21 protein-coding genes are annotated in these 22,259 nt (G+C 69.3%); 13 read left to right on the top strand and 8 right to left on the bottom strand.

The genetic code is table 11. The annotated features are described in order from the left end of the window. Positions 1 to 151 precede the first annotated feature (151 nt). Both AC6LJ5_RS25990 and AC6LJ5_RS25985 read left to right on the top strand, forming a co-directional pair. On the top strand, positions 152 to 442 hold the full coding sequence (locus AC6LJ5_RS25990) for a nucleotidyltransferase family protein (protein WP_212317387.1): 291 nt from the start codon (positions 152 to 154) through the stop codon (positions 440 to 442). Beyond that, entirely contained in the window at positions 439 to 789 is a 351-nt protein-coding gene (locus tag AC6LJ5_RS25985; protein ID WP_103274683.1) for a HepT-like ribonuclease domain-containing protein, read from the top strand. Before AC6LJ5_RS25990 ends, AC6LJ5_RS25985 begins: the two co-directional genes overlap by 4 nt. 25 nt (positions 790 to 814) lie before the next feature. Here the strand turns inward: AC6LJ5_RS25985 and acs are convergent, their stop codons facing one another. The 4 genes from acs to fabG all read right to left on the bottom strand — a co-directional run bounded on the left by acs (position 815) and on the right by fabG (position 6,538). Further along, entirely contained in the window at positions 815 to 2,713 is a 1,899-nt protein-coding gene (gene acs, locus AC6LJ5_RS25980) for an acetate--CoA ligase (RefSeq protein ID WP_498142021.1), read from the bottom strand. Positions 2,714 to 2,899: 186 nt separating this feature from the next. Further along, positions 2,900 to 4,222, bottom strand: a complete 1,323-nt coding sequence (locus tag AC6LJ5_RS25975) for an aspartate aminotransferase family protein (RefSeq protein ID WP_498142019.1) — start codon at positions 4,220 to 4,222, stop codon at positions 2,900 to 2,902. A gap of 48 nt (positions 4,223 to 4,270) precedes the next feature. Then, on the bottom strand, positions 4,271 to 5,692 hold the full coding sequence (locus AC6LJ5_RS25970) for an APC family permease (RefSeq protein WP_498142018.1): 1,422 nt from the start codon (positions 5,690 to 5,692) through the stop codon (positions 4,271 to 4,273). Positions 5,693 to 5,767: 75 nt separating this feature from the next. Then, positions 5,768 to 6,538 (bottom strand): 3-oxoacyl-ACP reductase FabG, encoded by a 771-nt coding sequence (gene fabG / locus AC6LJ5_RS25965; RefSeq protein ID WP_498142017.1) that lies wholly within the window; start codon positions 6,536 to 6,538, stop codon positions 5,768 to 5,770. 253 nt (positions 6,539 to 6,791) lie between these two features. On the opposite strand from fabG, the gene AC6LJ5_RS25960 reads away from it, so the two are divergent. The 8 genes from AC6LJ5_RS25960 to AC6LJ5_RS25925 all read left to right on the top strand — a co-directional run bounded on the left by AC6LJ5_RS25960 (position 6,792) and on the right by AC6LJ5_RS25925 (position 15,275). Next, a complete protein-coding gene (locus AC6LJ5_RS25960; protein ID WP_392413457.1) occupies positions 6,792 to 7,793 on the top strand; it encodes a phosphotransferase enzyme family protein in 1,002 nt (333 codons plus the stop codon). A gap of 75 nt (positions 7,794 to 7,868) precedes the next feature. Next, positions 7,869 to 8,939: an AraC-like transcriptional regulator QhpR gene (gene qhpR, locus AC6LJ5_RS25955; protein WP_498142016.1), complete on the top strand. Its 1,071-nt coding sequence runs from the start codon at positions 7,869 to 7,871 to the stop codon at positions 8,937 to 8,939. 90 nt (positions 8,940 to 9,029) lie between these two features. Further along, complete coding sequence (locus tag AC6LJ5_RS25950) at positions 9,030 to 10,010, top strand: AraC family transcriptional regulator (protein ID WP_498142015.1); 981 nt, start codon at positions 9,030 to 9,032, stop codon at positions 10,008 to 10,010. Between the two features lie 122 nt (positions 10,011 to 10,132). Continuing rightward, positions 10,133 to 10,429, top strand: coding sequence for a N,N-dimethylformamidase alpha subunit family protein (locus tag AC6LJ5_RS25945; RefSeq protein ID WP_212317364.1), 297 nt, complete (start codon positions 10,133 to 10,135; stop codon positions 10,427 to 10,429). 37 nt (positions 10,430 to 10,466) lie between these two features. Next, entirely contained in the window at positions 10,467 to 12,710 is a 2,244-nt protein-coding gene (locus AC6LJ5_RS25940) for a N,N-dimethylformamidase beta subunit family domain-containing protein (protein ID WP_498142014.1), read from the top strand. 88 nt (positions 12,711 to 12,798) lie between these two features. Beyond that, complete coding sequence (locus AC6LJ5_RS25935) at positions 12,799 to 13,062, top strand: hypothetical protein (protein ID WP_103274674.1); 264 nt, start codon at positions 12,799 to 12,801, stop codon at positions 13,060 to 13,062. Positions 13,063 to 13,071: 9 nt separating this feature from the next. Beyond that, entirely contained in the window at positions 13,072 to 14,601 is a 1,530-nt protein-coding gene (locus tag AC6LJ5_RS25930) for a sodium:solute symporter family protein (RefSeq protein WP_498142013.1), read from the top strand. A gap of 143 nt (positions 14,602 to 14,744) precedes the next feature. Continuing rightward, positions 14,745 to 15,275, top strand: coding sequence for a DedA family protein (locus tag AC6LJ5_RS25925; RefSeq protein ID WP_103274672.1), 531 nt, complete (start codon positions 14,745 to 14,747; stop codon positions 15,273 to 15,275). 43 nt (positions 15,276 to 15,318) lie between these two features. On the opposite strand, the gene AC6LJ5_RS25920 is transcribed toward AC6LJ5_RS25925, so the two are convergent. Together AC6LJ5_RS25920 and AC6LJ5_RS25915 are read right to left on the bottom strand one after the other, a co-directional pair. Then, complete coding sequence (locus AC6LJ5_RS25920; RefSeq protein WP_498142012.1) at positions 15,319 to 15,831, bottom strand: GNAT family N-acetyltransferase; 513 nt, start codon at positions 15,829 to 15,831, stop codon at positions 15,319 to 15,321. A gap of 106 nt (positions 15,832 to 15,937) precedes the next feature. Beyond that, positions 15,938 to 16,816 carry a LysR substrate-binding domain-containing protein gene (locus AC6LJ5_RS25915; protein ID WP_498142011.1) on the bottom strand — a complete coding sequence of 293 codons (879 nt, stop codon included), beginning with the start codon at positions 16,814 to 16,816 and terminating at the stop codon, positions 15,938 to 15,940. 129 nt (positions 16,817 to 16,945) lie between these two features. On the opposite strand from AC6LJ5_RS25915, the gene trpB reads away from it, so the two are divergent. Then, a complete protein-coding gene (trpB, locus tag AC6LJ5_RS25910; protein WP_103274670.1) occupies positions 16,946 to 18,163 on the top strand; it encodes a tryptophan synthase subunit beta in 1,218 nt (405 codons plus the stop codon). Further along, on the top strand, positions 18,150 to 18,935 hold the full coding sequence (trpA, locus tag AC6LJ5_RS25905) for a tryptophan synthase subunit alpha (protein WP_498142010.1): 786 nt from the start codon (positions 18,150 to 18,152) through the stop codon (positions 18,933 to 18,935). The genes trpB and trpA overlap by 14 nt, the downstream gene beginning before the upstream one ends. A gap of 36 nt (positions 18,936 to 18,971) precedes the next feature. On the opposite strand, the gene AC6LJ5_RS25900 is transcribed toward trpA, so the two are convergent. After that, positions 18,972 to 20,483, bottom strand: a complete 1,512-nt coding sequence (locus AC6LJ5_RS25900; RefSeq protein ID WP_103274668.1) for an amino acid permease — start codon at positions 20,481 to 20,483, stop codon at positions 18,972 to 18,974. Between the two features lie 247 nt (positions 20,484 to 20,730). Between AC6LJ5_RS25900 and ypfH the strand changes: the two genes are divergently transcribed. Then, complete coding sequence (gene ypfH / locus AC6LJ5_RS25895) at positions 20,731 to 21,435, top strand: esterase (RefSeq protein WP_498142020.1); 705 nt, start codon at positions 20,731 to 20,733, stop codon at positions 21,433 to 21,435. Positions 21,436 to 21,474: 39 nt separating this feature from the next. Here ypfH and AC6LJ5_RS25890 read toward each other — a convergent pair whose 3' ends face one another. Next, entirely contained in the window at positions 21,475 to 22,182 is a 708-nt protein-coding gene (locus AC6LJ5_RS25890) for a Crp/Fnr family transcriptional regulator (RefSeq protein ID WP_158658433.1), read from the bottom strand. Positions 22,183 to 22,259 lie beyond the last annotated feature (77 nt).

Below are 22,259 nucleotides of genomic sequence, written 5' to 3'. Positions count from 1 at the left end.
CTGCATGGCGGGGTGGCCGAGGGGCGCGGCGGGTTGCTGTTTATTACTGTATAAATATACAGCATATGGCGCCGGTCAGACGTAACCTGATGCGATTGAATCTGGATGGCCGATTGCCTATGATCCCTAGGAATCCGACGAGTAACAGACCATGCGACCATCCCTAGTGCTCGATTTGAAGCGAAGCGCGGTACGCGAGGCGGCAAGCCGCTACCGCACCGAGAACGTGCGCGTCTTCGGCTCGGCGTTGTACGGCACCGACCAGGAAGGCAGCGATCTGGATTTACTGGTCGACGCGTTGCCCGGCGCCACGCTGTTTGACCTGGGCGGCCTGCAGGATGAGCTGGAGATGTTGCTCGGCATCCACGTCGATCTGCTGACACCGGCGGATTTGCCTGTGGCATTCCGCGAACAGGTGCTTGCGGAAGCGCGGCCGGTATGAGCGTGAATCGCCTGTCCGACTACCTGGACCATATCCGCCAGGCTGCGGTCGACGCCCGTAGTTTCGTACAGGGAATGACCAAGAGCGATTTCCTTGCGGACAGACGCACCCAGCAAGCCGTCATCATGAGCCTGGTCATCATTGGCGAGGCGGCCACGAAAATCATGGACCGTCACGCCGATTTCGTCCTGGCCCAGCCGGATGTGCCTTGGCGCAGCATGCGTGGGATGCGCAACCGTATCGCGCACGGTTATTTCGATATCAATCTGGATGTAGTCTGGGAAACCGTGCGGACGGCGTTGCCGGCGCTGCTGGCAGACTTGCCGGGACCGGACGAACTTTCCTGACGCGTCTCTATTTACTGACGCGCCTCTATCCGACCCTCCTGAGCTGCTCGATCGCCGCCGGATTCTCCAGCGTGGAAATGTCCTGCGTGATCGGATCGCCGTTGGCGATCGCGCGCAGCAGGCGGCGCATGATCTTGCCGGAGCGCGTCTTGGGCAGGCTGCCGGCGTAGCGGATCTCCCTGGGCTTGGCGATGGGGCCGATCTCGCGCGCGATCCAGGCGCGCAGCTCGGCGGAGATCCGCGCGGCGGCCGCGTCGTCGGGCGGGCCGCCCTTGGGCACGACGAAGGCGACGATGGCCTCGCCGGTCAGCGCGTCGTGGCGGCCGACCACGGCGGCCTCGGCCACTTCCGGGTGCGCGACCAGCGCCGACTCGACCGCCATGGTGCCCAGGCGGTGCCCGGATACGTTCAGCACGTCGTCGATCCGGCCCGTGATCGTGTAGTAGCCGGTGGCCGGGTCGCGCAGGGCGCCGTCGCCGGCCAGGTAGGTCTTGCCGCCCAGCTCGGCCGGGAAATAAGTCTGCAGGAAACGCGCGTCGTCGCCCCAGAGGGTGCGCAGCATGGCGGGCCAGGGGCGCGTGAACACCAGCGAGCCGCCTTGCCCGTCCGGCGTTTCGCGGCCGGTCTCGTCGACGATGCGCGCGCCGATGCCGGGCAGGGGCAGCGTGCAGGATCCGGGCGCGAGCGGGGTGGCGCCGGGCAGCGGAGCGATCAACGGGCCGCCGGTCTCGGTCTGCCACCAGGTGTCGACGACCGCGCAGCGGCCCTTGCCGACTTCCTCGTGATACCAGCGCCAGACCGTCGGGTTGATGGGCTCGCCGGCCGTGCCGAGCACGCGCAAGGTGTTCAGCCCGTAGTGCCGGGGATGCGCGTGCGGATGTTCGTGCGCGCCCTTGATCAGCGCGCGGATCGCGGTCGGCGCGGTGTAGAAGATGGACACCCGGTGCCGGTCGATCATGCGCCAGAAGCGGCCCGGATCGGGGTGCGTGGGCAGGCCTTCATAGACGAGCTGGGTCGTGCCGCAGAGCAGCGGGGCGTAGGCGACGTAGGTGTGGCCGGTGATCCAGCCGATGTCGGCGGTGCACCAGAATACGTCGTCGGGTTTCAGGTCGAAGGTCCAGCGCAAGGTCTGCGCGGCCCACAGCAGATAGCCGGCCGTGGCGTGCTGCACGCCCTTGGGCTTGCCGGTGGAGCCGGAGGTGTAGAGCACGAACAGCGGATGCTCCGCGTCCACCCATTCGGGCTCGCAGTGTTCGGGCTGGGCGCCGGCGGCTTCGTGCAGCCAGGCGTCGCGCGCCGCGTCCCAGTCGATCCTGGCTCCGGTGCGGCGGTACACGAACACGCGGCGCACGCCGTCGCAGCCGCCCATGGCCAGCGCTTCGTCGGCGATGCGCTTGAGCGGCAGCGTCTTGCCGCCGCGCACCTGCTCGTCCGCGGTGATCAGCAGGCGGGCGCCGATGTCGACGATGCGTTCGTTCAGCGACTTGGCCGAGAAGCCGCCGAAGACCACCGAGTGGATCGCGCCGATCCGGTTGCAGGCCTGCATGGCGACGATGGCCTCGACCGACATGGGCAGGTAGATCGCCACCCGGTCGCCGCGCTGGATGCCGCAGGCCTTCATGGCGTTGGCCAGTTGGCAGACGCGCGCCAGCAGGGCGCGGTAGCTGATCGGTGTCACCGCGCCGTCGTCGGCTTCGAAGACAATGGCGGTGCGCTCGCCCAGCCCGCTGGCGACGTGCCGGTCCAGGCAATTGAAGGACGCATTGAGCCGGCCGTCGCCGAACCAGCGGTAAAAGGGCGCATGAGAATCGTCCAGCACCTGGGTGAACGGCTTGCGCCAAGCCAGCGTCTCGCGCGCCAGGCGCGCCCAGAATCCCGCGTTGTCCCGTTCGGCCTCGTCGACCAGCGCCCGGTAGGCGTCCATGCCGGCGACGTTGGCGGCGGCCGCGACACGGGGTGCTGGCGCGATCAGTTCCTGCGCGGCTCCGGCGGGCGAGGCCGGGGCTGGGGCTGCATCGGGGCCGCTGTCGCGGGCGGTGGCGTGCTTCATGTCCGATCTCCTGGTGTCTGCGTCCGGGCGTCTGGCCGCCCGGCGTCGTTGCGTGAGGGGTCAGCCGGCGGCCAGCAGTTGTTCGGCCGCGTCCAGCAGCAGGTCGCAATGCTCGGTCGAAAACGGCAGGGGCGGACGGATCTTCAGCACATTGCCGGCGGCGGCGCAGGTGCTGACCAGGATGCGGCGCTGGCGCAGGCCGTTCACCAGGCGCAGCGCCTCGCGCGTGTCGGGCGCGCCCGCCTGGTCGACGATCTCGACGCCCAGGTACAGGCCCGCGCCGCGCACGTCGCCAATGCGCGCGTCGGCGCGTTGCAGGCCTTTGAAGCCGTCCTTCAAATATTGGCCGACCTGGGCGGAACGCTCGATCAGCCGCTCGTCGCGGAGCACGTCCAGCACCGCCGAGGCGGCGGCGCAGCAGACCGTGTTGCCGCCGAAGGTGTTGAAGTAGCCCGAGCGCTCGGAGAACGAGGCCATCAGCTCGGGCCGCGCGACCACGGCCGCTATCGGCATGCCGTTGCCCATGGGCTTGCCCATCACCACCAGGTCGGGCGTGATGCCGTGGCGGCTGAAGCCCCACATGCCGGCGCCGGTGCGGCCGAAGCCTGGCTGCACCTCGTCGGCGATGTAGACGCCGCCATGGCGCCGCACGGTCTCGGCCGCCGCGCGCAGGAAGCCGGGCGGGTCGGCGTACAGCCCGTCGCTGGAAAAGATCGAATCGAAGATCGCGCCGGCGAAGCGGATGCCGTGCCGGCGCAGGTCGGCGATGGCCTGCTCGATGCCGGCGGCGAAGGCCTGGGATACGTCCTCGCCGCTTCGACCCTGCGGGGGCGCGGGCACCGTGCGCACATGGACGCCCAGCGGCACGCCGGGGCCGAAGGCGGGCGTGATCTCGGCCACGGCGGTGGAATGGCCGTGATAGGCGAAGCGCGTCACGATGAAGCCGGCGCCGCCCGTGTGATAGCGCGCCATGCGCAGGGCCAGGTCCACGCTTTCGGTGCCGCTGCTGGTGAAGAGCAGGTTGGACAGGGCCTCGGGAAAGGTCGCCAGCAGCCTTTCGGCATAGGCGTAGACCACCTCGGACAGGTAGCGCGTGTGCGTGTTCAACTGCGCGGCCTGGCGCGCCACGGCGTCGACGACGCGCGGATGGCAGTGTCCGACCGAGGGCACGTTGTTGTAGGCGTCCAGGTAGGCGCGGCCTTCATGGTCGTACAGCCAGACGCCCTCGGCGCGCGTGATGTGGACCGGATCTTCATAGAACAGCGGCACCGCGGCGCCGAAGATCCGCTGGCGGCGTTCGATCAGGCCTCGGATGGTCGGGTCGGCGACGGCCGCCGAGGCGGGGTCGTAGGTGTTCAGCGCGAGCATGCTGTCAGCGGACATGCCAGGTCTCCACAATAAGGGAAAGCAGCGGGGAAGAAGAGCGGGGGGTCACAGGTCGAGCGCCGGAGGCAGCCGCTGGAAGACGCGCGTCTTGGCCAGCAGGTAGGCGATGCCGGCGGCCAGCCAGACGGTGCCGAGGATCTGGGCCAGCGTGTCCATGTGCGCCCACACGTAGAGGATGATGGCCAGCCCGACGGCGGGCAGCAGCAGGTAGCGCAGGTGCTGCGCGCCGCGAGGCCGGAGGCGGCTGCCGTCGGCCAGCTCGCCGCCGCCGCGCACGTAGTACAGCCAGACGACCGAGATGTTGAGCGCGGCGAAGGCGAACATCGCGCCGTAGTTGACCAGATTGGACAGCGTTTCCATGTTGGCGAAGTTGCCGAGCGCGAACTCGATGGCGCAGATCAGCAGGATGCTCCAGTGTGGTGTGCGCCAGCGCCGGTTGACGCGGGCGAAGACCGCGCGCGGCAGCAGCTCGTCCCGGCCCATGCCGAACAGCAGGCGGGCTCCGGCGGCGGTGGCGACCACGTTGAACACGCCCAGCGCGGTAAGGTAGCCGACCGTGAAGAACACGCTGAAGGCTTCGCCGCCAGTGGCGCGCGACACCTGGAACAGTGTGGTGTTGAGCCAGGCCTCGTCGCCGATGTGCTGGCGCCAGTCGGGGATGGCCAGCATGGCCACGTAGCCGCAGGCGAACATCGTCAGCGTGCCGATGCCCACGCACCAGTAGATGGCGCGGGGAATGTCGCGCTTGGGCCGGCGGGTTTCCTCGGCCAGCGTGGTGATGGCGTCAAAGCCCAGGAAGCTGAAGATGGCCAGCGAGGTGGCGGCCGCCAGGCTGGAGACGCTGTCGAACTGGAACGGTTGCGTGCTCAGCAGCGTGCCCACGCCGGCGCCGTCCACGGCCACCGCGCGGCCCCACACCACGATGGAGGACCAGACCACCAGTTCGCCGAACACCAGCAGCCCCAGTCCGAGCCGGGACATGAGCTGCACGCCGAACAGGTTGACCATGCCGGTGCCGACGGAGAACACGCCCAGCAGCACCCAGTAGGGCACCCCAGGGAGATACTGCTGCGCAAAATAGGCGGAGCTGGACGCGGTAACGGTGGGGATGAGGATGTAGTCCAGCGTCAGCACCCAGCCGGACAGGAAGCCGAAGTACGGATTGCAGCCCCGGCCGACGTAGTTATAGACCGAGCCGGCCAGCGGGAAATTGCGCACCATCACCGCATAGCTGAAGGCGGTGAACAGCATGGCCACGCCGGCCAGCAGGTAGGGCAGGGCGACGGTGCCGCCGGACAGCTTGAGCAGGATGCCGAAGATGATCGCCGGCGCGATCGGCACCATGTAGTTCAGGCCGAACGCGGTGAGCTGCCAGACGTTCATGCTGCGGTCCAGCTCCTGCACATAACCGTACTTCGATACATCGTGCTCGGCGTCGGCGGACGCCGGATCCAGGGTGGGCGGCATGGGAGCTCCGTGCGGATGCGGAAAGGACGGCGCCAGGGGGCGTGAGCGGTTGCCGGACCTGGCAAGGGCGGCGGGCTACAGCGCCGCCACGCTTTCGGGCAGGGTCTGGCCGCCATCGATCACCAGCGTCTGCCCGGTGATGAAGCCGGCCTCGCGCGAGGCCAGGAACAGCGCCGCCCAGCCGATGTCGCGCACGCTGCCCAGGCGCCGCAGCGGCACCGAGCGCGTCATCTGTTCCAGGTAGTCCGGGCCCATCTCGTTCAGCCCCTCGGTGAGCACGTTGCCGGGCAGGACCGCGTTGATCGTGATGCCGTGGCGCGCCAGTTCCAGCGCGGCGGTGCGCATGAAGCCCAGCTGCGCCGCCTTGCTGGCCGCGTAGTGCGCCCAGCCCGGATAGCCGGTGACGGGGCCGGTGATCGACGAGGTCAGGATCACGCGGCCTGCCTCGGCCTGCTTCAGCCAGGGCAGACAGGCCTGCACGGTGTAGAGCGCGCCGCGCGCATTGGTGTTCAGCACCAGGTCCCAGGCCGGCCCGTCGATCTCTTCCAGCGACGCGCTGGGGAAGATGCCGGCGTTGGCGCAGACGATGTCGATGCCGCCATGGTCCCGCGCCACGGCGCGCGCGGCGGCGTCCATCGAGGTGCGGTCGCCGACGTCCGCGGCATAGCCACGCGCCTGGCCGCCGGCGGCGACCAGTGCGTCGGCGCAGGCCTGGGCCGCGTCGCGCGAGCGCGCCATCACGGCCACGCGGACGCCCTGTTCGGCCAGGACTTCGGCGATGCCCTTGCCGATGCCCCGGCTGGCGCCGGTCACCACGGCGACTTTTCCTTGGATGGAAGCAAACATGGCGGGCTCCTGGTTGGATGGAGCCCCATCTTGCGCCGGCGCCGCCGCGCGCGCTTGACCTGCCGGGACAGTTGCTTGATCGGGCGCGACGCCTAGGGTCTACCCTGAGCGGCCATGGCGATCGTCGCGGTCTCCGGGTTGACCCTGAGCCGCCTTGCCGTCCGCGGTCAAAGTTCTGCGCGCCACGGCCTAACGACCGGCGGCCGGCCCGGCTGAAGATGGGGCCACCACGCAGCCCAGCCCGGAGCCCCCCATGGCAGAACGCAACGACGCCGCCTACCGGCGATACATCGATCAGCTGTCCGACCTGGCGCGCAGCGCGCTGCCGTTATACGGCGTGGACACGCGCGCCGACATCGGCCTGCTCAGCCATTCCGAGAACACGGTGTTCCGGATCGAGGACCGGCACGCCGGATTCAAGGCCGCGATGCGGATTCACCGTCCGAATTACCAGACGCGCAACGCCATCCAGACCGAGCTGGACTGGATGCGCGCGCTGAACGAGGCCGGCATCGGCACGCCACAAGCCTTGCCCGCGCTGGACGGCACGGTGCTGCAGCGCGTCACGCGCGAGCCGGCGGGCACGCGTTATGTAGCGCTGTTCCGCTGGATCGACGGCGGTTTTCCCGATCCGGACAAGCTGGACGCCTCGCAGCGCCACCTGGGCTGGCTCAGCGCCCGCATGCACGCGCAGTCGCGCGCCTGGCGGCGTCCCGGCCATTTCGAGCGCATGGTCTGGGACCACGCCGGCACGGTAGGCCCGGCCGCGCATTGGGGACAGTGGGAACGCGCGCCGGGCCTGACGCCGGCACAGCGCGAGACCCTGCGCCTCACCGAGCGATTGCTGGGTCAACGGCTCGATGCCTTCGGCACGGGGCCGGAGCGCTTCGGCCTGATCCATGCCGACCTGCGCAGTGCCAATCTGCTGGTGGATGGCGAGCGCACCCATGTTATCGATTTCGATGATTGCGGCCTGGGCTGGTTTCTGCATGATATGGCTTCGACGCTCAGCTTCATCGAGCACCGCGCCGACCGGGACCGGCTGATGGATGCCTGGGCCGAGGGCTACTGCCAGGCCGGCAGCCTGTCCCAGGCGGAGCGGGATGAGTTTCCGACGTTCCTGATGCAGCGCCGCCTGCAATTGCTGGCCTGGATGGGCTCGCACAGCGAGACCGATCTGGCCCGCAGCCTGGGCGGCGCCTGGGTCGCGGCGACCGCGGAATTGGGGGCGGACTACATCCGGAAGATGGCTTGACGGCCCCTGCGTCCGGGGAGATGATCCGCCGGAATTGGAAGACCTCCAGCCTTACCGGAATCGAGGAATTGGAGCATGCGTGACACGTCCCCGCGCTTGCGCGCCACGCCCGCGGCGCGGTCGCAGGCGTCGAGCATCCTCTCGGCGGCCGCGACCGGTCTGGTGAGCTTCATCCTGCTCGAGGGCGGCGATCCGGACCGCGTGCTCGGGCTGGCCGGCGTGAGCGCCACGGCGCTGGGGCAGCCCGCCAGCAGCCTCGGACTCGACCTATATTGCCGGGTCATGGAGCAGGCGGCGGCCGATACCTGCAACGGCAACTTCGGCCTGCGCTACGGACAGCAGTACGAGCCGGGCCAACTGGGGCTGCTGGGCTATGTCGCGCTGGCCTCGCCGACGGTGGGTGCGGCCTTCGAGAACATCAGCGGATTGTTCCATCATCACCAGCAGCGTTCCATCCTGCGCGTGGTGCGCCAGCCTGAGCTGAGCCGCATCGAATATCAGATCCTGGATCGCAGCATCGCCGCGCGACGCCAGGACGCCGAGCTGTCGCTGGGCATGTTCTTCAACATCCTGCGCCACGCGCTGGGCAGCCGCTGGTCGCCCGAGGCCGTGCTGTTCGAGCATGCGCGTCCGGAGTCCTGGCCCGAGCACGAGCGCAGCTTCGGCGCGCCGGCGCTGTTCGCGCAGCCCTGCAACGCCATCGTGCTGCCGACGCGGCAGCTGGACGCGCCCATGCCCGGCGCCGACGCCCATCTGCTGGCGCTGCTGCGGCACAACCTGGCTCAGCTGGGGCTGGCGGGCATGCCGGGCGAATCGCTGGTCGAGCGCGCCGCCGCCGCCATCCGCCGCCAGCTGGCCGACGGCGAGCCTTCGCTCGACGATGTGGCGCGGGCGCTGAACATCCCGAACTGGACGCTGCAGCGGCGCCTGCGCAACCACGGCTGCACCTATCAGGAGCTGCTGCTGGAGGTGCGCCGCGAGCTGGCGCTCAACTATTTGAAGGATCGCGAGATCCAGATTTCCGAACTGGCTTTCCTGCTCGGTTATTCCGAGATCAGCGCGTTTTCCCGCGCCTTTCATCGCTGGCTGGGCATGTCGCCCAGCGAGTGGCGGCGCGGCTACCTGGAGGCGGGCGGAGAGGCATAGCAGCAGCGGGCATCAGGCGGCGGCCCGGACGCGCAGGTCCGGGCCGCCGCGCGCAGTCGCGGTTCCATAAAACCATACAGGGGAAGCATCATGGCTCACGTGCACAGCACGGTAGGCGTGGATTCGTCGCGCCAATTGCTGAAGTGGCAGCAGATCATGGGCGACGTGTACTACCGCGTCGATATCGTGGGCGACCGCAAGCACGGCATCCGCGGCAAGCTGGCCGAACAGGCGCTGGGCGGGGTCAGCCTGACGCGCTTCGACTCCGACCGGCAGCGCGTGCTGCGGACGCGGGCCCATATCGCCAGCGATGGCGAAGACAGCTACGTGCTGGTCTTTCCCGAGACCGGGCCGTTGTACTTCGAGCACCAGGGGCGCAACGGCTATGTGCAGGCCGGCGGCTACGTCATGGTGCGCAGCAGCGAATACTACGAGCTGTCCTGCGCCGACAATTTTCGCAACACCACCATCCGCATCCCGGCCCAGGCGCTGGAAAGCGAGTATCCGCGCGCCTGGACGCATTGCGCCCGGGCGCCGCGCGGCCCCGGCGAATTCGCCGGCGTGGTCCGTGGCTTCGCGCAGTCGGCGTGGCGGCTGAACGACGCGTCGCGCCAGCGGCTCGGGCCGGCGCTGGCCTCCGAGGTGGCGCGGCTGGTGGCGATCCTGCTGCGCGGCGAGGAGGAGGAAGGCGACGAGGCCGGCGCGGCGGAAGGCGGCCGGCGCGGGACGGACTGGCTGTACCGGGAGATCGTCAGCCGGATCCGGGGCTGCGACGCAGAGACGCCGCTGAATGCCGCGCAGGTGGCGCAGCAGCTGCGCATCTCGCCGGGGTACGTGCACCGCATCCTGGCGCGGCACGACACCAGTTTCGGCGAGCAACTGCGCGAGGCGCACTTGCAGCAGGCCTACGAGATGCTGGCCGACGCCCGCCTGAACCACCTGACGATCAAGGAAGTGATGTACCGCGCCGGATTCAGCAATTTCTCCCACTTCTGTTATGCGTTCAGGCAGCGCTTCGGCTGTACCGCCGGCGAATTGCGCCAGCGCGGGGCCGCGCCCGCCGTCTCCTGACACGCAGTGATGCCCGGCGGTCCGCCCGCCGCCGGACAAACAAACCGTGCACTCCCACGACATTCCCGCCGGGCGGGGGTTGATATCTTGGCCGCAAGCGATTTCAACCCAAGGGGAACACGATGACACCGCACTCCGATCCCGGGCTGGCCGAGGAATTCCGCGCCCGGCCCTGCGGCCCGCACAGCGAGCCGCTCAAGCGCCTGCTGGAACGCTTTCGCGGCGTGGCCGTGGCGCACAAGCATGTGCTGGTCGAACTGTCGCACTACGGCCCCTGGCAGGCCGCCCGGCTCGGCGCGACGCGCGACGATCCCGTCGAGCTCATCGCGGGCGCGGTCTTCGACCGCATCGAGGACGCCGAATGGTTCGTCTTCAAGGCCCGCTGGGAACAGCACTTCGGGCAGGCGTTGCAAGACTGACGGCGCGGGCAATGAGCGCAAGCATGGGAGACAGGCAATGAACAGCAGCATTACCGGCTATAGCGACAAGATCAGCGTGGCGGGCGGCGAGACGATCGCCTTCAAGGTGAGCGCGCGGCCCGCCCGGCCGTATGAGGCGCGGCTCGTGCGCATCATCCACGGCGACATGAATCCGGCGGGGCCCGGCTACAAGGAAGCGCACGTGCCCAGCAGCATCGAGGGGCGTCATGATGGACGGGAGCAGCGGATCCACTGCGGCTCCTGGGCCTGTGTCGACGGCAACCGTCACTTCGCGCGGCTGCGTTCGATGACGCTGCAGGCCATCGTCTGGCCGACGCGGCCGGGCGGTCGGGCGCAGACCATCATGAGTCTGTGGAATCCCGACGCCGGCCAGGGCGTGCGGCTGGATATCAATGCCCGGGGCGAGCTGGAGGCGGTGCTGGCGCAAGGCGGGCGGACCGAGACCGTGGCCAGCGGCAAGCCCATGCTGGCGCGCGAGTGGTATTCGGTGGCCCTGGCGATCGACGCGCAAGAGGGCGTGCTCACCTTGCATCAGGTGCCGCACCGCGTCTACGCCCGCGTCGACGACCGCGCCCGCGTGCAGCAGCGGCAGTCGGCGCCGGCGCTGGACGGGCAGACCCTGCTGGCCTTCGCCGCGACGCCCGCGCCGGCAGGCGGCCGCATCATCGGAACGGCGCTGATGAACGGCAAGATCGACCGTCCCCGGCTGAGCGCCCGCGCGCTGGACGAGGCAGAGATCCGCGCGCTGGAAGATCCGTCGTTCCAGGGCATGCGCACGGCCGGCGTGGTGGGGGTGTGGGATTTCTCGCGCCGGATGGAATCCGAGTCGATCGAGGACGTCAGCGGCAACCAGCTGCACGGCCGCACGCTCAACCTGCCGGTGCGCGCGATGAAGGGCGCCAACTGGACCGGCGAGGAAATGAACTGGCGCCACGCTCCCCGGCAGTACGGGGCGATGCACTTTCACGACGACAGCGTCCACGACGCCGGCTGGGAGACCGATTTCTCGCTGACCGTGCCGGCATCGCTGCGGTCCGGCCTGTACGCGGCCCATCTGCGCTGCGGGGACGACGAGGAGTTCATCCCCTTCGTGGTCCGCGCCACGCCGGGCCAGACCGGCAACCGCATCGCCTACCTGGTGCCCACCGCCAGCTACATGGCCTATGCCAACGAGCACATGCCCACCGACGCGCCGCTGGCGCAGCTGTTGACCGACCAGGTGGCGGTGCTGCGCAAGAACGACGTGTTCCTCAGCGAGCACCGCGAATACGGCAACTCCTGTTACGACGTGCACAGCGACGGCGCGGGCGTTTGCTACACCTCGCGGCTGCGGCCCATCCTGAACATGCGGCCGAAGTACCGCTCCTGGCTGGGCGGACGCGGTTCCGCGCTGTGGCAATTCAACGCCGACACGCATGTCACGGACTGGCTGGAGGCGCAGGGTTACGGCTACGACTGCCTGTCGGACGAAGACCTGCATTACCAGGGCGAGGCGGCGCTGGGCGATTACGACGTGCTGGTCACCAGCAGCCATTCCGAGTACTGGTCCAAGGAAATGTGGGACGCGGTGGACGCATTTCGCGGTCGGGGCGGGCGCATCATCTCGATGGGCGGCAACACCTGGTACTGGCGCGTGGCCTTCAATCCCTCGGTGCCGGGCGTGATGGAGGTGCGCCGCAACGAGGACGGCACCCGCGCCTGGGCGGCCGAACCAGGCGAGTACTACCACAGCTTCACCGGTGAGTACGGCGGACTCTGGCGGCGCCAGGGACGGCCGCCGCAGATGATCGCCGGCAACGGTTTCATCGCCCAGGGCTTCGATGATTCCTCGTACTACCTGCGCCAGGAAGGCAGCTTCGATCCGCGCGCCCGCTTCATCTTCGAGGGCATCGCGGACGACGAGCGCATCGGCGACTTCGGGCTGGTCGGCAACGGCGCGGCGGGGCTGGAGCTGGATCATGTCGATCGCCTGCTGGGCAGCCCGCCGAACACGCTGGTGCTGGCGTCCTCGACCGGCCATTCCGACATCTATCAGGTGGTGGCCGAGGAAATCCTCATCAACTACCCAGGCACCGGCGGCACCGTCAGTCCGCTGGTGAAGGCGGACCTGGTCTTCTACGAGACGGCGGCCGGCGGGGCGGTGTTCTCGACCGGGTCCATCGCCTGGGCCGGCAGCCTGTCGCACAACGGCTACGACAACAACGTGTCCCGGATCATGCGCAACGTCCTGAACCGCTTCCTGGACCCCGAGCCCTTCTAGCCCCGGGCCGTCCCTTCCATTTTCCTTTCCACCGCGCCGCCGGCGGGACCGTCCCGCGGGCGGCGCAGCCGGCGCGCCGGAGGCCGCAATGAAAGACCTGATCATCAAACTGCCGGCGCGGGCCAAGTCCGCCATCGTCGGCCTGTGGCTGGGAGGCTGCCTGCTGCTGGCGGTGTTCCCGCCGTTCTACCTGGCCGCGGGCGGCCAGCGCGCGCTGGTGCTGGGCATGCCGCTGGCGATCGCCTACTGGCTGATCGACGCCGTGCTGCTGGTGGCCGGCATCGCCTTGCTGATGCGCGTGGAGCGCCTGCGCGGCGAGTTCGGCGACGAGCTGGACAACGAACATTCCTGAGAGAACGCCATGAACGGATCCCCCCTGATCACCTTCGGCATGCTGTTCGGATTCATGGCGTTGATCGTCGTGATCCTCTATGCCACCAAGCGCAGCAGTGGCACCTTCACCGACTACGCGGTGGGCGGCCGGTCCTTTTCCGCCTGGTTCATCGCCATGTCGTACACCAACTCATGGTGGCCCGGCGCCACCTACACGGCCTTCTTCGGCCTGAGCGCCGGCGCGGGCGTGCTGGGCCTTTATGCGCTGGCCTACTCGCTGCTGGGCGTGACCGCCATGTACCTGATGGCGGAACGGGCCTGGGTCTGGGGCAAGCGCTTCGACCTGCGCACCCAGTGCGACATGCTGGGCATGCGCTTCGATTCGAAGGCGGTGCGCGTGATCGCCAGCCTGATCGGCATCATCTGCCTGTTTCCCTGGCTGGTCCTGGGCATCCAGGCCATGGCCGTGCTGTTCCATTTCGCCAGTTTCGGCACCTGGAGCGTGGGCGCCAGCCTGGTCGCGGGCGTGGCCCTGATCGGCGTGCGACAGATCTGGACGGTGCAGATGGGCATGCGCGGCCTGGTCATCACCGACCTGGTCCAGGGCATCGTGGCCTATGGCGGCAGCGCGCTGCTGTGCCTGGGCCTGCTCTGGTTCAGCCGCGAGGCGTCCTACGCGAATCTGGCGACGCTGCCGTCCGAGCTGCTGCGCCTGCCGGGGCAGGGCGGCCAGTACGGCATCTGGTACGTGTCCAGCCTGATCCTGACGGGCGTGATCGGCTCGCTGTGCTGGCCGACCAGCTACCAGCGCATCTACACCGCCAGCGGCGTGGGCGCGGTGAAGAAGGGCACGGTGCAGACCATGATCGTGGCCGGCGGCTTCTACGCGCTGCTGACGCTGGTGGCGCTGGCCGCCAGCGGCCTGGACGTGGTCAGCGCCAAGCCGCAGGACGGCTGGTTCACGCTGCTGTACCACGTGGGCGGCGAATGGATGCTGGGCCTGGCCATCGTCATCGTGCTGGCCGCCAGCATGGGCTGGGTGGACGGCTGCGTGCAGGTCTGCGGGGCGCAGATCGCCAATGACATCGTGCAGGTGGTGTCGCCGCGCACGGACCGGCAGATGACCATTATCGCCAAGGCCTCGATGGCGGTGTTCATGCTGGGGGCCTCGGTGGTGGCCTTCCTGACCTACGATTTCCCACGGCTGCAACTGCTGGCGCAGATGTCCTACCAAGGCATCGTGCAGCTGGCGGTGCCGCTGTTCCTGGGCATGTTCTGGCGCGGCGGCAACCGCATCGGCGCCTTGCTGTCGATGGGCTGCGGCTTCACGCTGGCGGCGGTGCTGACCGGGTTCTATCCCGACGACATGCCGGGGCTGGGCAGCCTGACCTCGGGCGTGCTGGCGCTGGGCGTCAACCTGCTGCTGTACCTGGGCTGCCATGTCTGCTTCGGCCAATCGGAGCAGGAACGCGAGCGGGTCCGGCGTCTGTTCGACGCGGGGCGCGCCAAGGCAGACGCGCCGGCGGGGCTGCCGCAGGCGCGTCCGGTCCGGGCCTGAACGGACGGGCCGCGTCCGCGTGGCCCCTGCGTGTGGAACGAACGCAGGGCGACGGGCGCGGCGGTCGGCCCCGGCTGGGCAGGCGCCCGAGCCTGCGTGCTAAGGTGGGCGCTTTTCCAGACCTGCCGCGCTCCCGTTCCACGATGCCCGATTTCTTCGGCAACCTCATCGACCAGATCCTGGGCTTTGCCCGCGCCCACGAGCAATGGCTGCCGGCCATCGGCTTCGCTTTCGCCTTCGTGAAGTCACTGCCGCTGGTGGCGCTGTTCGTGCCGGGCACGGCACTGCTGCTGTCGATCGGGGCCGTGCTGGGGTCGGGCGCGGGGCAGTTCGCGCCCGTCTGGCTGGCCATCGCGATCGGCGCCGCGCTGGGCGACTGGGTCGCTTATGCGCTGGGCGTGAAGGTCGGGCCGGCGCTGCTGCAATGGGCGCCGCTGCGGCGCCGGCCGCGCCAGGTGCTGCGCGCGGCGGCTTTCATCAAGCGCTGGGGCGTGCTGAGCATCGTGCTGTGCCGCTTCTTCGGGCCCTTGCGCGCCACGGTGCCGACGCTGGCCGGCATTTTCGAGATGCGGCGCGGGCCGTTCCAGGCGGCCAACTGGGCCTCGGCGTTCTTGTGGGCGGCGGCGCTGCTGGCGCCGGGCTGGGCGGGCGTGGGCTGGTTCATGGGCCGCTAGCGCCAGGCCAGGCGAGTGGGCAGGCCAGCGGCCCGCCCGGCATTCAACGCGGGTCGGCGTCGCGCAACCTGGCCATGGCGTAGGCGTTGACATGGCGGCCGTCGCGCACCGCGTAGTCGCGCAGTTCGCCTTCGACCTCGAAGCCGTGCTTGCGGTACAGGGCGATGGCGGGTTCGTTGTCGGTATAGACCATCAGTTCCACCCGGCGCAGGTTCATCCAGTTGTCGGCCACGTCCAGCAGCGCGCCAAGCAGGCGGCCGCCGATGCCCTGGCCGTGCCAGCCCTTCGCGACCGCGATGCCGACGCTGCCGCAATGGCTGCGCCGGACGCGTTCGAATTGCTCCAGGCTGGCGTATCCCGCCACCTCGCCCTGCACCGTGGCGACCAGGCCGACGCGCCTTTCGCTGTCCTGTTCCATGCGCTTGCGCCATCGTTCCAGCGACGGGTAGGGCAATTGCAGGACCTGGCGCGCGACGTCCGGATCGCCATGCAGCGCGGTGATGCCCGGGACGTGTTGTTCGCAGGCGCGTTCGATCAGGACGGAGGCGGGGGCCATGGAGGTGTTGTGGAAATTGATGAAGTTCGCAGTATAGATTCGCGCCAGCGGCATACCTGGGCGCGGCCGTCGGCGGCGTCGTTCGCGCCTGTTCGGCCGCCCGCGGTCACACCGCCGCCGCGTCGGCCAGCAGCCAGTCGCGCAGCCGCGCCAGCGCGGGGGGCGCGCCATCCTGCGCCTTCAGCGTGCACAGGCTGAAGGCGGCGCCGCTATCGACGAAGCCCAGCGGCGCGGCCAGACGGCCGCGATGCAGCTCGGCCTCAACCAGCACGGCCGGCGCGATGGCCACGCCCAGGCCGGCGGCAGCCGCTTCCAGCATGTGCCCCAGATGATCGAATTCGCGGCCGGGATGACGCGGGGCCAGCTTCACGCCGACGCGGCCGGCCCAGTCCTGCCAGGCCTCGGGCCGCGAGCTGGTGTGCAGCAGAGGTGCGTCCAGCACGTCGGCCGGACGCGACAGGCGGGCGGCCCAGGCTGGCGCGCAGACCGGGCCGGTGGCCTCGGCCAGCAGCGGCGTCACGGCCCACTCGCGCGGCCAATCGCGGCCGGCCAGGATCAGCGCGTCGACGCGCCGGGTGTTCAGCAGGGCGGCGTCCGCCGCGGTCTGCAGGCGGATGCGGATGTCGGGATGCGCGGCCTCGAAACGCTCCAGCCGGGGGATGAGCCAGTTGGACAGGAAACTGGCCGGCGCGCCCACGGCCAGCTCGGAAGGCTGGGTGCTGCGCCTGAGCGCGTCGCAGCGGCGCTCCAGCAGGTCGAAGGCGTCCTCGGCCGCGCGCTGCAGGTCCAGGCCGGCGGCGGTCAGCTGGACGCCGCCGGCGCGGCGCTCGAACAGCGGGCAGTCGAACCATTGCTCCAGCTGCCGGATCTGTTGGCTGACGGCGCTGTGCGTCACGCACAGTTCCTTGGCGGCCAGGCTGAAGCTCAGCTGGCGGGCGGCGCTGTCGAAGAAGCGCAGCGCGTTCAGGGAGGGCAGGCGTCTCATGATCAGGTTGTTAGTTCAGCTAACAGTGATGATAAACAAATCATTGATTTAAAACTGGTTTGATGAAAGCTAGCATAAACGGAAATCCCGGCTCGTCCGAGCCAGCACCGCAAATGGAATCCGTGACTCATGCAGCCAGCTTCCCATCCGGACATTCCCGACCGCCATGGCCAATTCGGGCCTTATGGCGGGCGCTACATGCCCGAAACCCTCATCCCCGCCCTCGATGAACTGGAACGCGCCTTCCGCGCACTGCGCGAGGATCCGGACTTCTGGCGGTCCTTCCGCGCCATGCTGGCCGATTACGTGGGCCGGCCCAGCCCGTTGTTTCTGGCCGAGGGCATTTCCGACGAGCTGGGCGGGGCGCGCATCTACCTGAAGCGCGAGGACCTGAACCACACCGGCGCCCACAAGATAAACAACTGCCTGGGCCAGATCCTGCTGGCGCGCCGCATGGGCAAGCGCCGCATCATCGCCGAGACCGGCGCGGGCCAGCATGGCGTGGCCACCGCGACGGTGTGCGCGCTGTACGGCCTGCAATGCGTGGTCTACATGGGCGCGCAGGACATGGCGCGCCAGTCCGTCAATGTGCGCCGCATGCGCATGCTGGGCGCGCAGGTGCGCGCCGTCCATACCGGCACCGCGACGCTGAAGGATGCGATGAACGAGGCGCTGCGCGACTGGATCGCCAACGTCGCCGACACCTACTATCTGCTGGGCACCGGCGCGGGCCCGCATCCCTATCCCTGGCTGGTGCGCGAGTTCCAGCGCGTGATCGGCGACGAGACGCGCGAGCAGATCCTGGCCCGGACCGGGCGCCTGCCGGATGCCATGGTCGCCTGCGTCGGCGGCGGTTCGAACGCGCTGGGCTTCTTCTATCCCTTCCTGGGCGATGCGGGCGTGCGGATGATAGGCGTGGAAGCGGGCGGGCTGGGCCTGGCCAGCGGCGCTCACGCGGCCAGCCTGGGGGCCGGCTGCCCCGGCGTGCTGCACGGCTGCCACAGCTATTACCTGCAGGACGAGGATGGCCAGATCATCAATGCGCATTCGATCTCGGCGGGCCTGGACTACCCGGGCGTGGGGCCGGAGCATGCGCTGCTGCACGACCGCAAGCGCGTGGACTATGTCTCCGTGACCGACGCGCAGGCCGTGTCCGCCTTCCACTGGCTGACCCGCCGGCAGGGCATCCTGCCGGCGCTGGAAAGCGCCCATGCGCTGGCTCATGCGCGCGAACTCGCGCCCCGCATGCGGCCCGACGACATCCTGATCGTGTGCCTGAGCGGGCGCGGCGACAAGGACCTGGACACCGTTACCCAATATGACGAGGCAGCCCATGAACCGGCTTGACCATACCCTCGGCGCGCTGCGCCGCGCCGGACGCAGCGGCCTGGCCGCCTATTTCGCGGCGGGCGACCCCGATCCGGAAGCTTCGCTGGCGCTGCTGCGCGGCCTGCCGGCGGCCGGCGCGGACGTGATCGAGCTGGGCATGCCGTTCAGCGATCCGGTGGCCGACGGCCCGATCCTGCAGCAGGCCAATGCGCGCGCGCTGGCTGGCGGGCAGACCTTGAAGCGCACGCTGGCCCTGGTGCGCGCCCTGCGCGAGACGGAGAGCCGGACGCCGGTGGTGCTGATGGGCTATCTCAATCCCATCCTGCGCCATGGCGTCGCGGCCTTCGCCCGGGATGCGGGCGAGGCGGGCGTGGACGGGCTGATCCTGGTCGACCTGCCGCTGGAACACGCGGGCGAGATCGACCGCCAGTTGCGCGAGCACGGGATGCACCTGATCCGCATGTCGGCGCCGACCTCCGAGGACGCCCGGCTGGCCGACACGCTGCGCGACGCGGGCGGTTTCGTCTATCACATCATGCTGGCCGGCACGACCGGGGCCGAGCTGCCGGACGAGGACCGCATCGCCCGGGCGCTGGCCAAGGTGCGCGTGCATACGGGTTTGCCGGTGGCGGCGGGTTTCGGCGTGCGCACGCCGGAGCAGGCCAGGGTGGTGGGCAGGCATGCCGACCTGGTGGCGGTCGGTTCCCGGCTGGCCGAGGTATTGGCCGAGCGCGGCGTGCCCGGCGCGCTGGAGGAAGTGCGGCTGCTGGCCGGCGCCTTGCGGCAGTAGAGGGTGGCCCGCCCGGCATGCCGGGCCGCGCACGCGTCAGGAACGCGCGGCGGGCGGCGGCGCGCCGTTGGCGTCCACGCCGTAGTAGCGCATGTCCGCGTAGGGAATCCAGCGCGACTTGCGCAGCAGCCGGTGACCGATCCAGAAGGCCAGGAACAGCGGGATCGCCAGATAGGTGGAGATCACGCCGATCCAGTCGATGCGCTGTTCAAGGAAGGCCTGGTAGTTCTGGCCCAGCGTCACCAGCAGGCACAGCACGAAGGCCAGCAGCGGGCCGAAGGGGAACAGGCCGGCCTTGTAGGGCAGGTCGGCGGTGTCGTAGCCCTGTTTCACATAGCCCTGGCGGAAGCGGTAGTGGCTGACCGCGATGCTGAGCCAGACGATGAATTCGGTCATGCCGGCGAAGTTCAGCAGCCAGATGTAGACCGCCTTGGGGCTGTAGACCACGCTGAACATGCACAGGCAGGCCAGCACGGTGGTGGCCAGCAGCGCGCGCAGCGGCACGCCGCCGCGCGTCAGGCGCTTGAAGAAGGCGGGCGCCTGGCCGTCCACGGCCATGTTGAACAGCATGCGCGTGGCGGCGTACATGCCGGAGTTGCCGGCCGACAGCACCGAGGTCAGGATGACCGCGTTCATGACCGTCGCCGCCGACAGCAGGCCGGCGTGCTGGAACACCAGCGTGAACGGGCTGACGGCGATGTCGCCGACCTCGTTGCGCAGCAGTTGCGGATCGGTATAGGGAATGAGCAGGCCGATGATCAGGATGGCCAGCACGTAGAACAGCAGGATGCGCCAGAACACGTGGTTGATGGCGCGCGGCACGTTGCGGCGCGGGTTTTCGGATTCGCCGGCGGCCACGCCGACCAGCTCGGTGCCCTGGAACGAATAGGCCACCACCATGGCCACGCCCACCCAGGTGGCGAAGTTGCCGACGAAGGGCGCGTCGCCCACGCTCCAGTTGACCAGGCCGATCTGGTCGCCGCTGTGGATGATGCCGACCAGCATGCCCAGGCCCACGACGATGAAGCACAGCACGGCGATGACCTTGATCAGCGCGAACCAGTATTCGGATTCGCCGAAGCCGCGCGCCGAGAAGGCGTTCAGGCCGAAGGTCAGCGCCAGGAAGGCCACGCTCCAGATCCATCCGGGCGAATCCGGGAACCAGTAGGCCATGACCAGCTGCGCCGCCACCACGTCCACGGCCACCACGGTGGCCCAGCTGAACCAGAAGGTCCAGCCCAGCGCGAAGCCGAAGCCCGGATCCACGTAGCGCGAGGCATAGGTGCAGAAGGAGCCGGACACCGGCATGAAGGTGGCCAGTTCGCCCAGGCTGGTCATGATGAAATAGACCATCAGGCCGATCACCAGGTAGACCAGCAGCGCGCCGCCGGGACCGGCCTCGGCGATCGCCGCGCCGGAGGCGATGAACAGGCCCGTGCCGATGGCGCCGCCAAGCGCGATCATGGTCAGGTGGCGCGCCTTGAGCACGCGCTGCAGCTGATTCGCGCTGCCCGCAGGGGTCCCCGAATCTGTCGTCGGTGTCGTCATTGTTGGAATGCCAGGGGTATTTGTTGCAAGGGGCCGTATGGGTGGATGCCGGACAGTGGCCGGTTCCGCCTCGCCCAGGGGGAGCGGGAACTGTAGTCCGGGGCCTTGAAAGTCCAGGCCGCTTGGCGTCAGGGACGGGCGCCGCGCCAGGCGGCGCGGGCGCCGGGCTGGACGGCAAAGCCGGGCATTTTACAATGTCCGGAATTTCCGGGCGCGGCCGCGCGCCCACGCCAGCAGGAGCAGCATGATGGCCAATTCCCCTCAAATCGAATTTCTGCCCGAGCCGGGCATGGACGTGCGCCAGCTGTTCATCCTGCTGCACGGGGTCGGCGGCACGCCGGACAGCCTGCTGCCGCTGGCCGAGGCGGTGCGCGCCGCCTTTCCCACGGCGGCGGTGCTGATCCCTGAAGGCTTCGAGCCCTTCGATGGCGGCGGCGCCGGCCGCCAGTGGTTCTCGGTGCGCGGCGTGACCGAGGAAAACCGCCCCGCGCGGGTGGCGGCGGCGCTGCCGGCGCTGGCCGCCTATGTGCAGCAGGCGCAGCAGCGCTTCGGCCTGCTGCAATCGGACACGGCCCTGGCCGGCTTCTCGCAGGGCGCCATCATGGCGCTGGAGCTGGTGCAGGCGCATGACGGCATGGCCGGCCGCGTGATGGCGTTCTCGGGGCGCTACGCCGAACTGCCCAGGACCGCGCCGCGCTACACCACGCTGCACCTGCTGCATGGCTCAGCCGATCCGGTCATGGACGTGGCGCTCATCCAGGCGGCGCAGACCAGGCTGGACGAGCTGCATGGCGATTCCACCATCGACGTGGCCACCGGCCTGGGGCACGAGCTGCATCCGGCGCTGATCCAGCGCGCCATCGTGCGCCTGCAGACCTGCGTGCCGCTGCGCAGCTGGGAAGCGGCGCTGGGGCTGGACCAGAGCCCGCCGGACGGCACCACCGTGCATTGAACCGGCGCGGGCCGGCCTGCCCGGGAGCCGGCCGGTCCGTCAGGGTGCGTATTCGCCGCGCACGCGCTCCGAGAAACCCTCGGCCAGCATGATCTTCTTGCCGTCCAGGTCCAGCAGCCCGTCGCGCTTGAGGCGGTTCAGCACGCGCGTGACCGTGACGCGGGACAGGTCGACCAGGCTGCCGATCTGCTCATGCGTCAGGTTGACCGTGATGGGCGCGCCCTCGGCGCAGGCGTCCTGGTGGGTCTGGCGGAACTGGTCCAGGAAGCGGATCACGCGCTGCTCGGGCGAGTCGAAGGTGGCCTGGCGCAGGCGCGCCACCATCTGGCGCTGCTTGACGCTCAGCAGGTAGATCAGGGCCAGCGCGAAATCCGGGTCCTGCCGCACCAGGTCGGGAATGCGGCCGGTCTCGAAGCGCAGCAGGGAGCTGTCCTCGATGGCGCGCGCGCTGGAGTAGCGCGGCTGCTTGAGGAAGGCGGCGGCCTCGCCGATCAGGCTGCCTGGCCCCATGATGTTGAGGATGGACTCGTGGCCGTCCTCGCTGAGCATGTGGACATGGACCTTGCCGGTCACGATCACGTAGAACAGGTCGTCGACCTGGCCCTGGTTGAAGAGGCTGGCGCCGCTGGGCAGCGTGACGGGCTGGCCCAGATGGCTCAGCGAGCGCAGGTAGGCGGCCTGTTCGCCCTGGGGCAGCCAGGTCTCGACGGCGACGTGACGCGCCGGGCCATTCGCTTGTTTGGCCACGTTTTCCCTTGGTGTGTGTCTGTCGTTCTTGTATGCCTCCGGATTATACGGTTGGCCAGCAGCGGCCCGGCCGCGCG

The sequence above is a fragment of the Achromobacter sp. 1011791174 genome, assembly GCF_059760925.1.
The sequence above is the reverse complement of the archived record's forward strand: the minus strand, read 5'-3'. Positions and strand labels throughout refer to the sequence as shown.

Bases quoted from the DNA above. Each gene is read 5' to 3' on its own strand.
- AC6LJ5_RS25900 (WP_103274668.1), bottom strand. From the start codon at position 20,483: ATGACGACACCGACGACAGATTCGGGGACCCCTGCGGGCAGCGCGAAT.
- AC6LJ5_RS25990 (WP_212317387.1), top strand. From the start codon at position 152: ATGCGACCATCCCTAGTGCTCGATTTGAAGCGAAGCGCGGTACGCGAG.
- fabG (WP_498142017.1), bottom strand. From the start codon at position 6,538: ATGTTTGCTTCCATCCAAGGAAAAGTCGCCGTGGTGACCGGCGCCAGC.
- AC6LJ5_RS25915 (WP_498142011.1), bottom strand. From the start codon at position 16,816: ATGAGACGCCTGCCCTCCCTGAACGCGCTGCGCTTCTTCGACAGCGCC.
- qhpR (WP_498142016.1), top strand. From the start codon at position 7,869: ATGCGTGACACGTCCCCGCGCTTGCGCGCCACGCCCGCGGCGCGGTCG.
- acs (WP_498142021.1), bottom strand. From the start codon at position 2,713: ATGGACGCCTACCGGGCGCTGGTCGACGAGGCCGAACGGGACAACGCG.
- AC6LJ5_RS25925 (WP_103274672.1), top strand. From the start codon at position 14,745: ATGCCCGATTTCTTCGGCAACCTCATCGACCAGATCCTGGGCTTTGCC.
- AC6LJ5_RS25945 (WP_212317364.1), top strand. From the start codon at position 10,133: ATGACACCGCACTCCGATCCCGGGCTGGCCGAGGAATTCCGCGCCCGG.
- AC6LJ5_RS25920 (WP_498142012.1), bottom strand. From the start codon at position 15,831: ATGGCCCCCGCCTCCGTCCTGATCGAACGCGCCTGCGAACAACACGTC.
- AC6LJ5_RS25970 (WP_498142018.1), bottom strand. From the start codon at position 5,692: ATGCCGCCCACCCTGGATCCGGCGTCCGCCGACGCCGAGCACGATGTA.
- AC6LJ5_RS25935 (WP_103274674.1), top strand. From the start codon at position 12,799: ATGAAAGACCTGATCATCAAACTGCCGGCGCGGGCCAAGTCCGCCATC.
- AC6LJ5_RS25940 (WP_498142014.1), top strand. From the start codon at position 10,467: ATGAACAGCAGCATTACCGGCTATAGCGACAAGATCAGCGTGGCGGGC.
- AC6LJ5_RS25975 (WP_498142019.1), bottom strand. From the start codon at position 4,222: ATGTCCGCTGACAGCATGCTCGCGCTGAACACCTACGACCCCGCCTCG.
- AC6LJ5_RS25985 (WP_103274683.1), top strand. From the start codon at position 439: ATGAGCGTGAATCGCCTGTCCGACTACCTGGACCATATCCGCCAGGCT.
- trpA (WP_498142010.1), top strand. From the start codon at position 18,150: ATGAACCGGCTTGACCATACCCTCGGCGCGCTGCGCCGCGCCGGACGC.
- AC6LJ5_RS25960 (WP_392413457.1), top strand. From the start codon at position 6,792: ATGGCAGAACGCAACGACGCCGCCTACCGGCGATACATCGATCAGCTG.
- ypfH (WP_498142020.1), top strand. From the start codon at position 20,731: ATGGCCAATTCCCCTCAAATCGAATTTCTGCCCGAGCCGGGCATGGAC.
- AC6LJ5_RS25950 (WP_498142015.1), top strand. From the start codon at position 9,030: ATGGCTCACGTGCACAGCACGGTAGGCGTGGATTCGTCGCGCCAATTG.
- trpB (WP_103274670.1), top strand. From the start codon at position 16,946: ATGCAGCCAGCTTCCCATCCGGACATTCCCGACCGCCATGGCCAATTC.
- AC6LJ5_RS25930 (WP_498142013.1), top strand. From the start codon at position 13,072: ATGAACGGATCCCCCCTGATCACCTTCGGCATGCTGTTCGGATTCATG.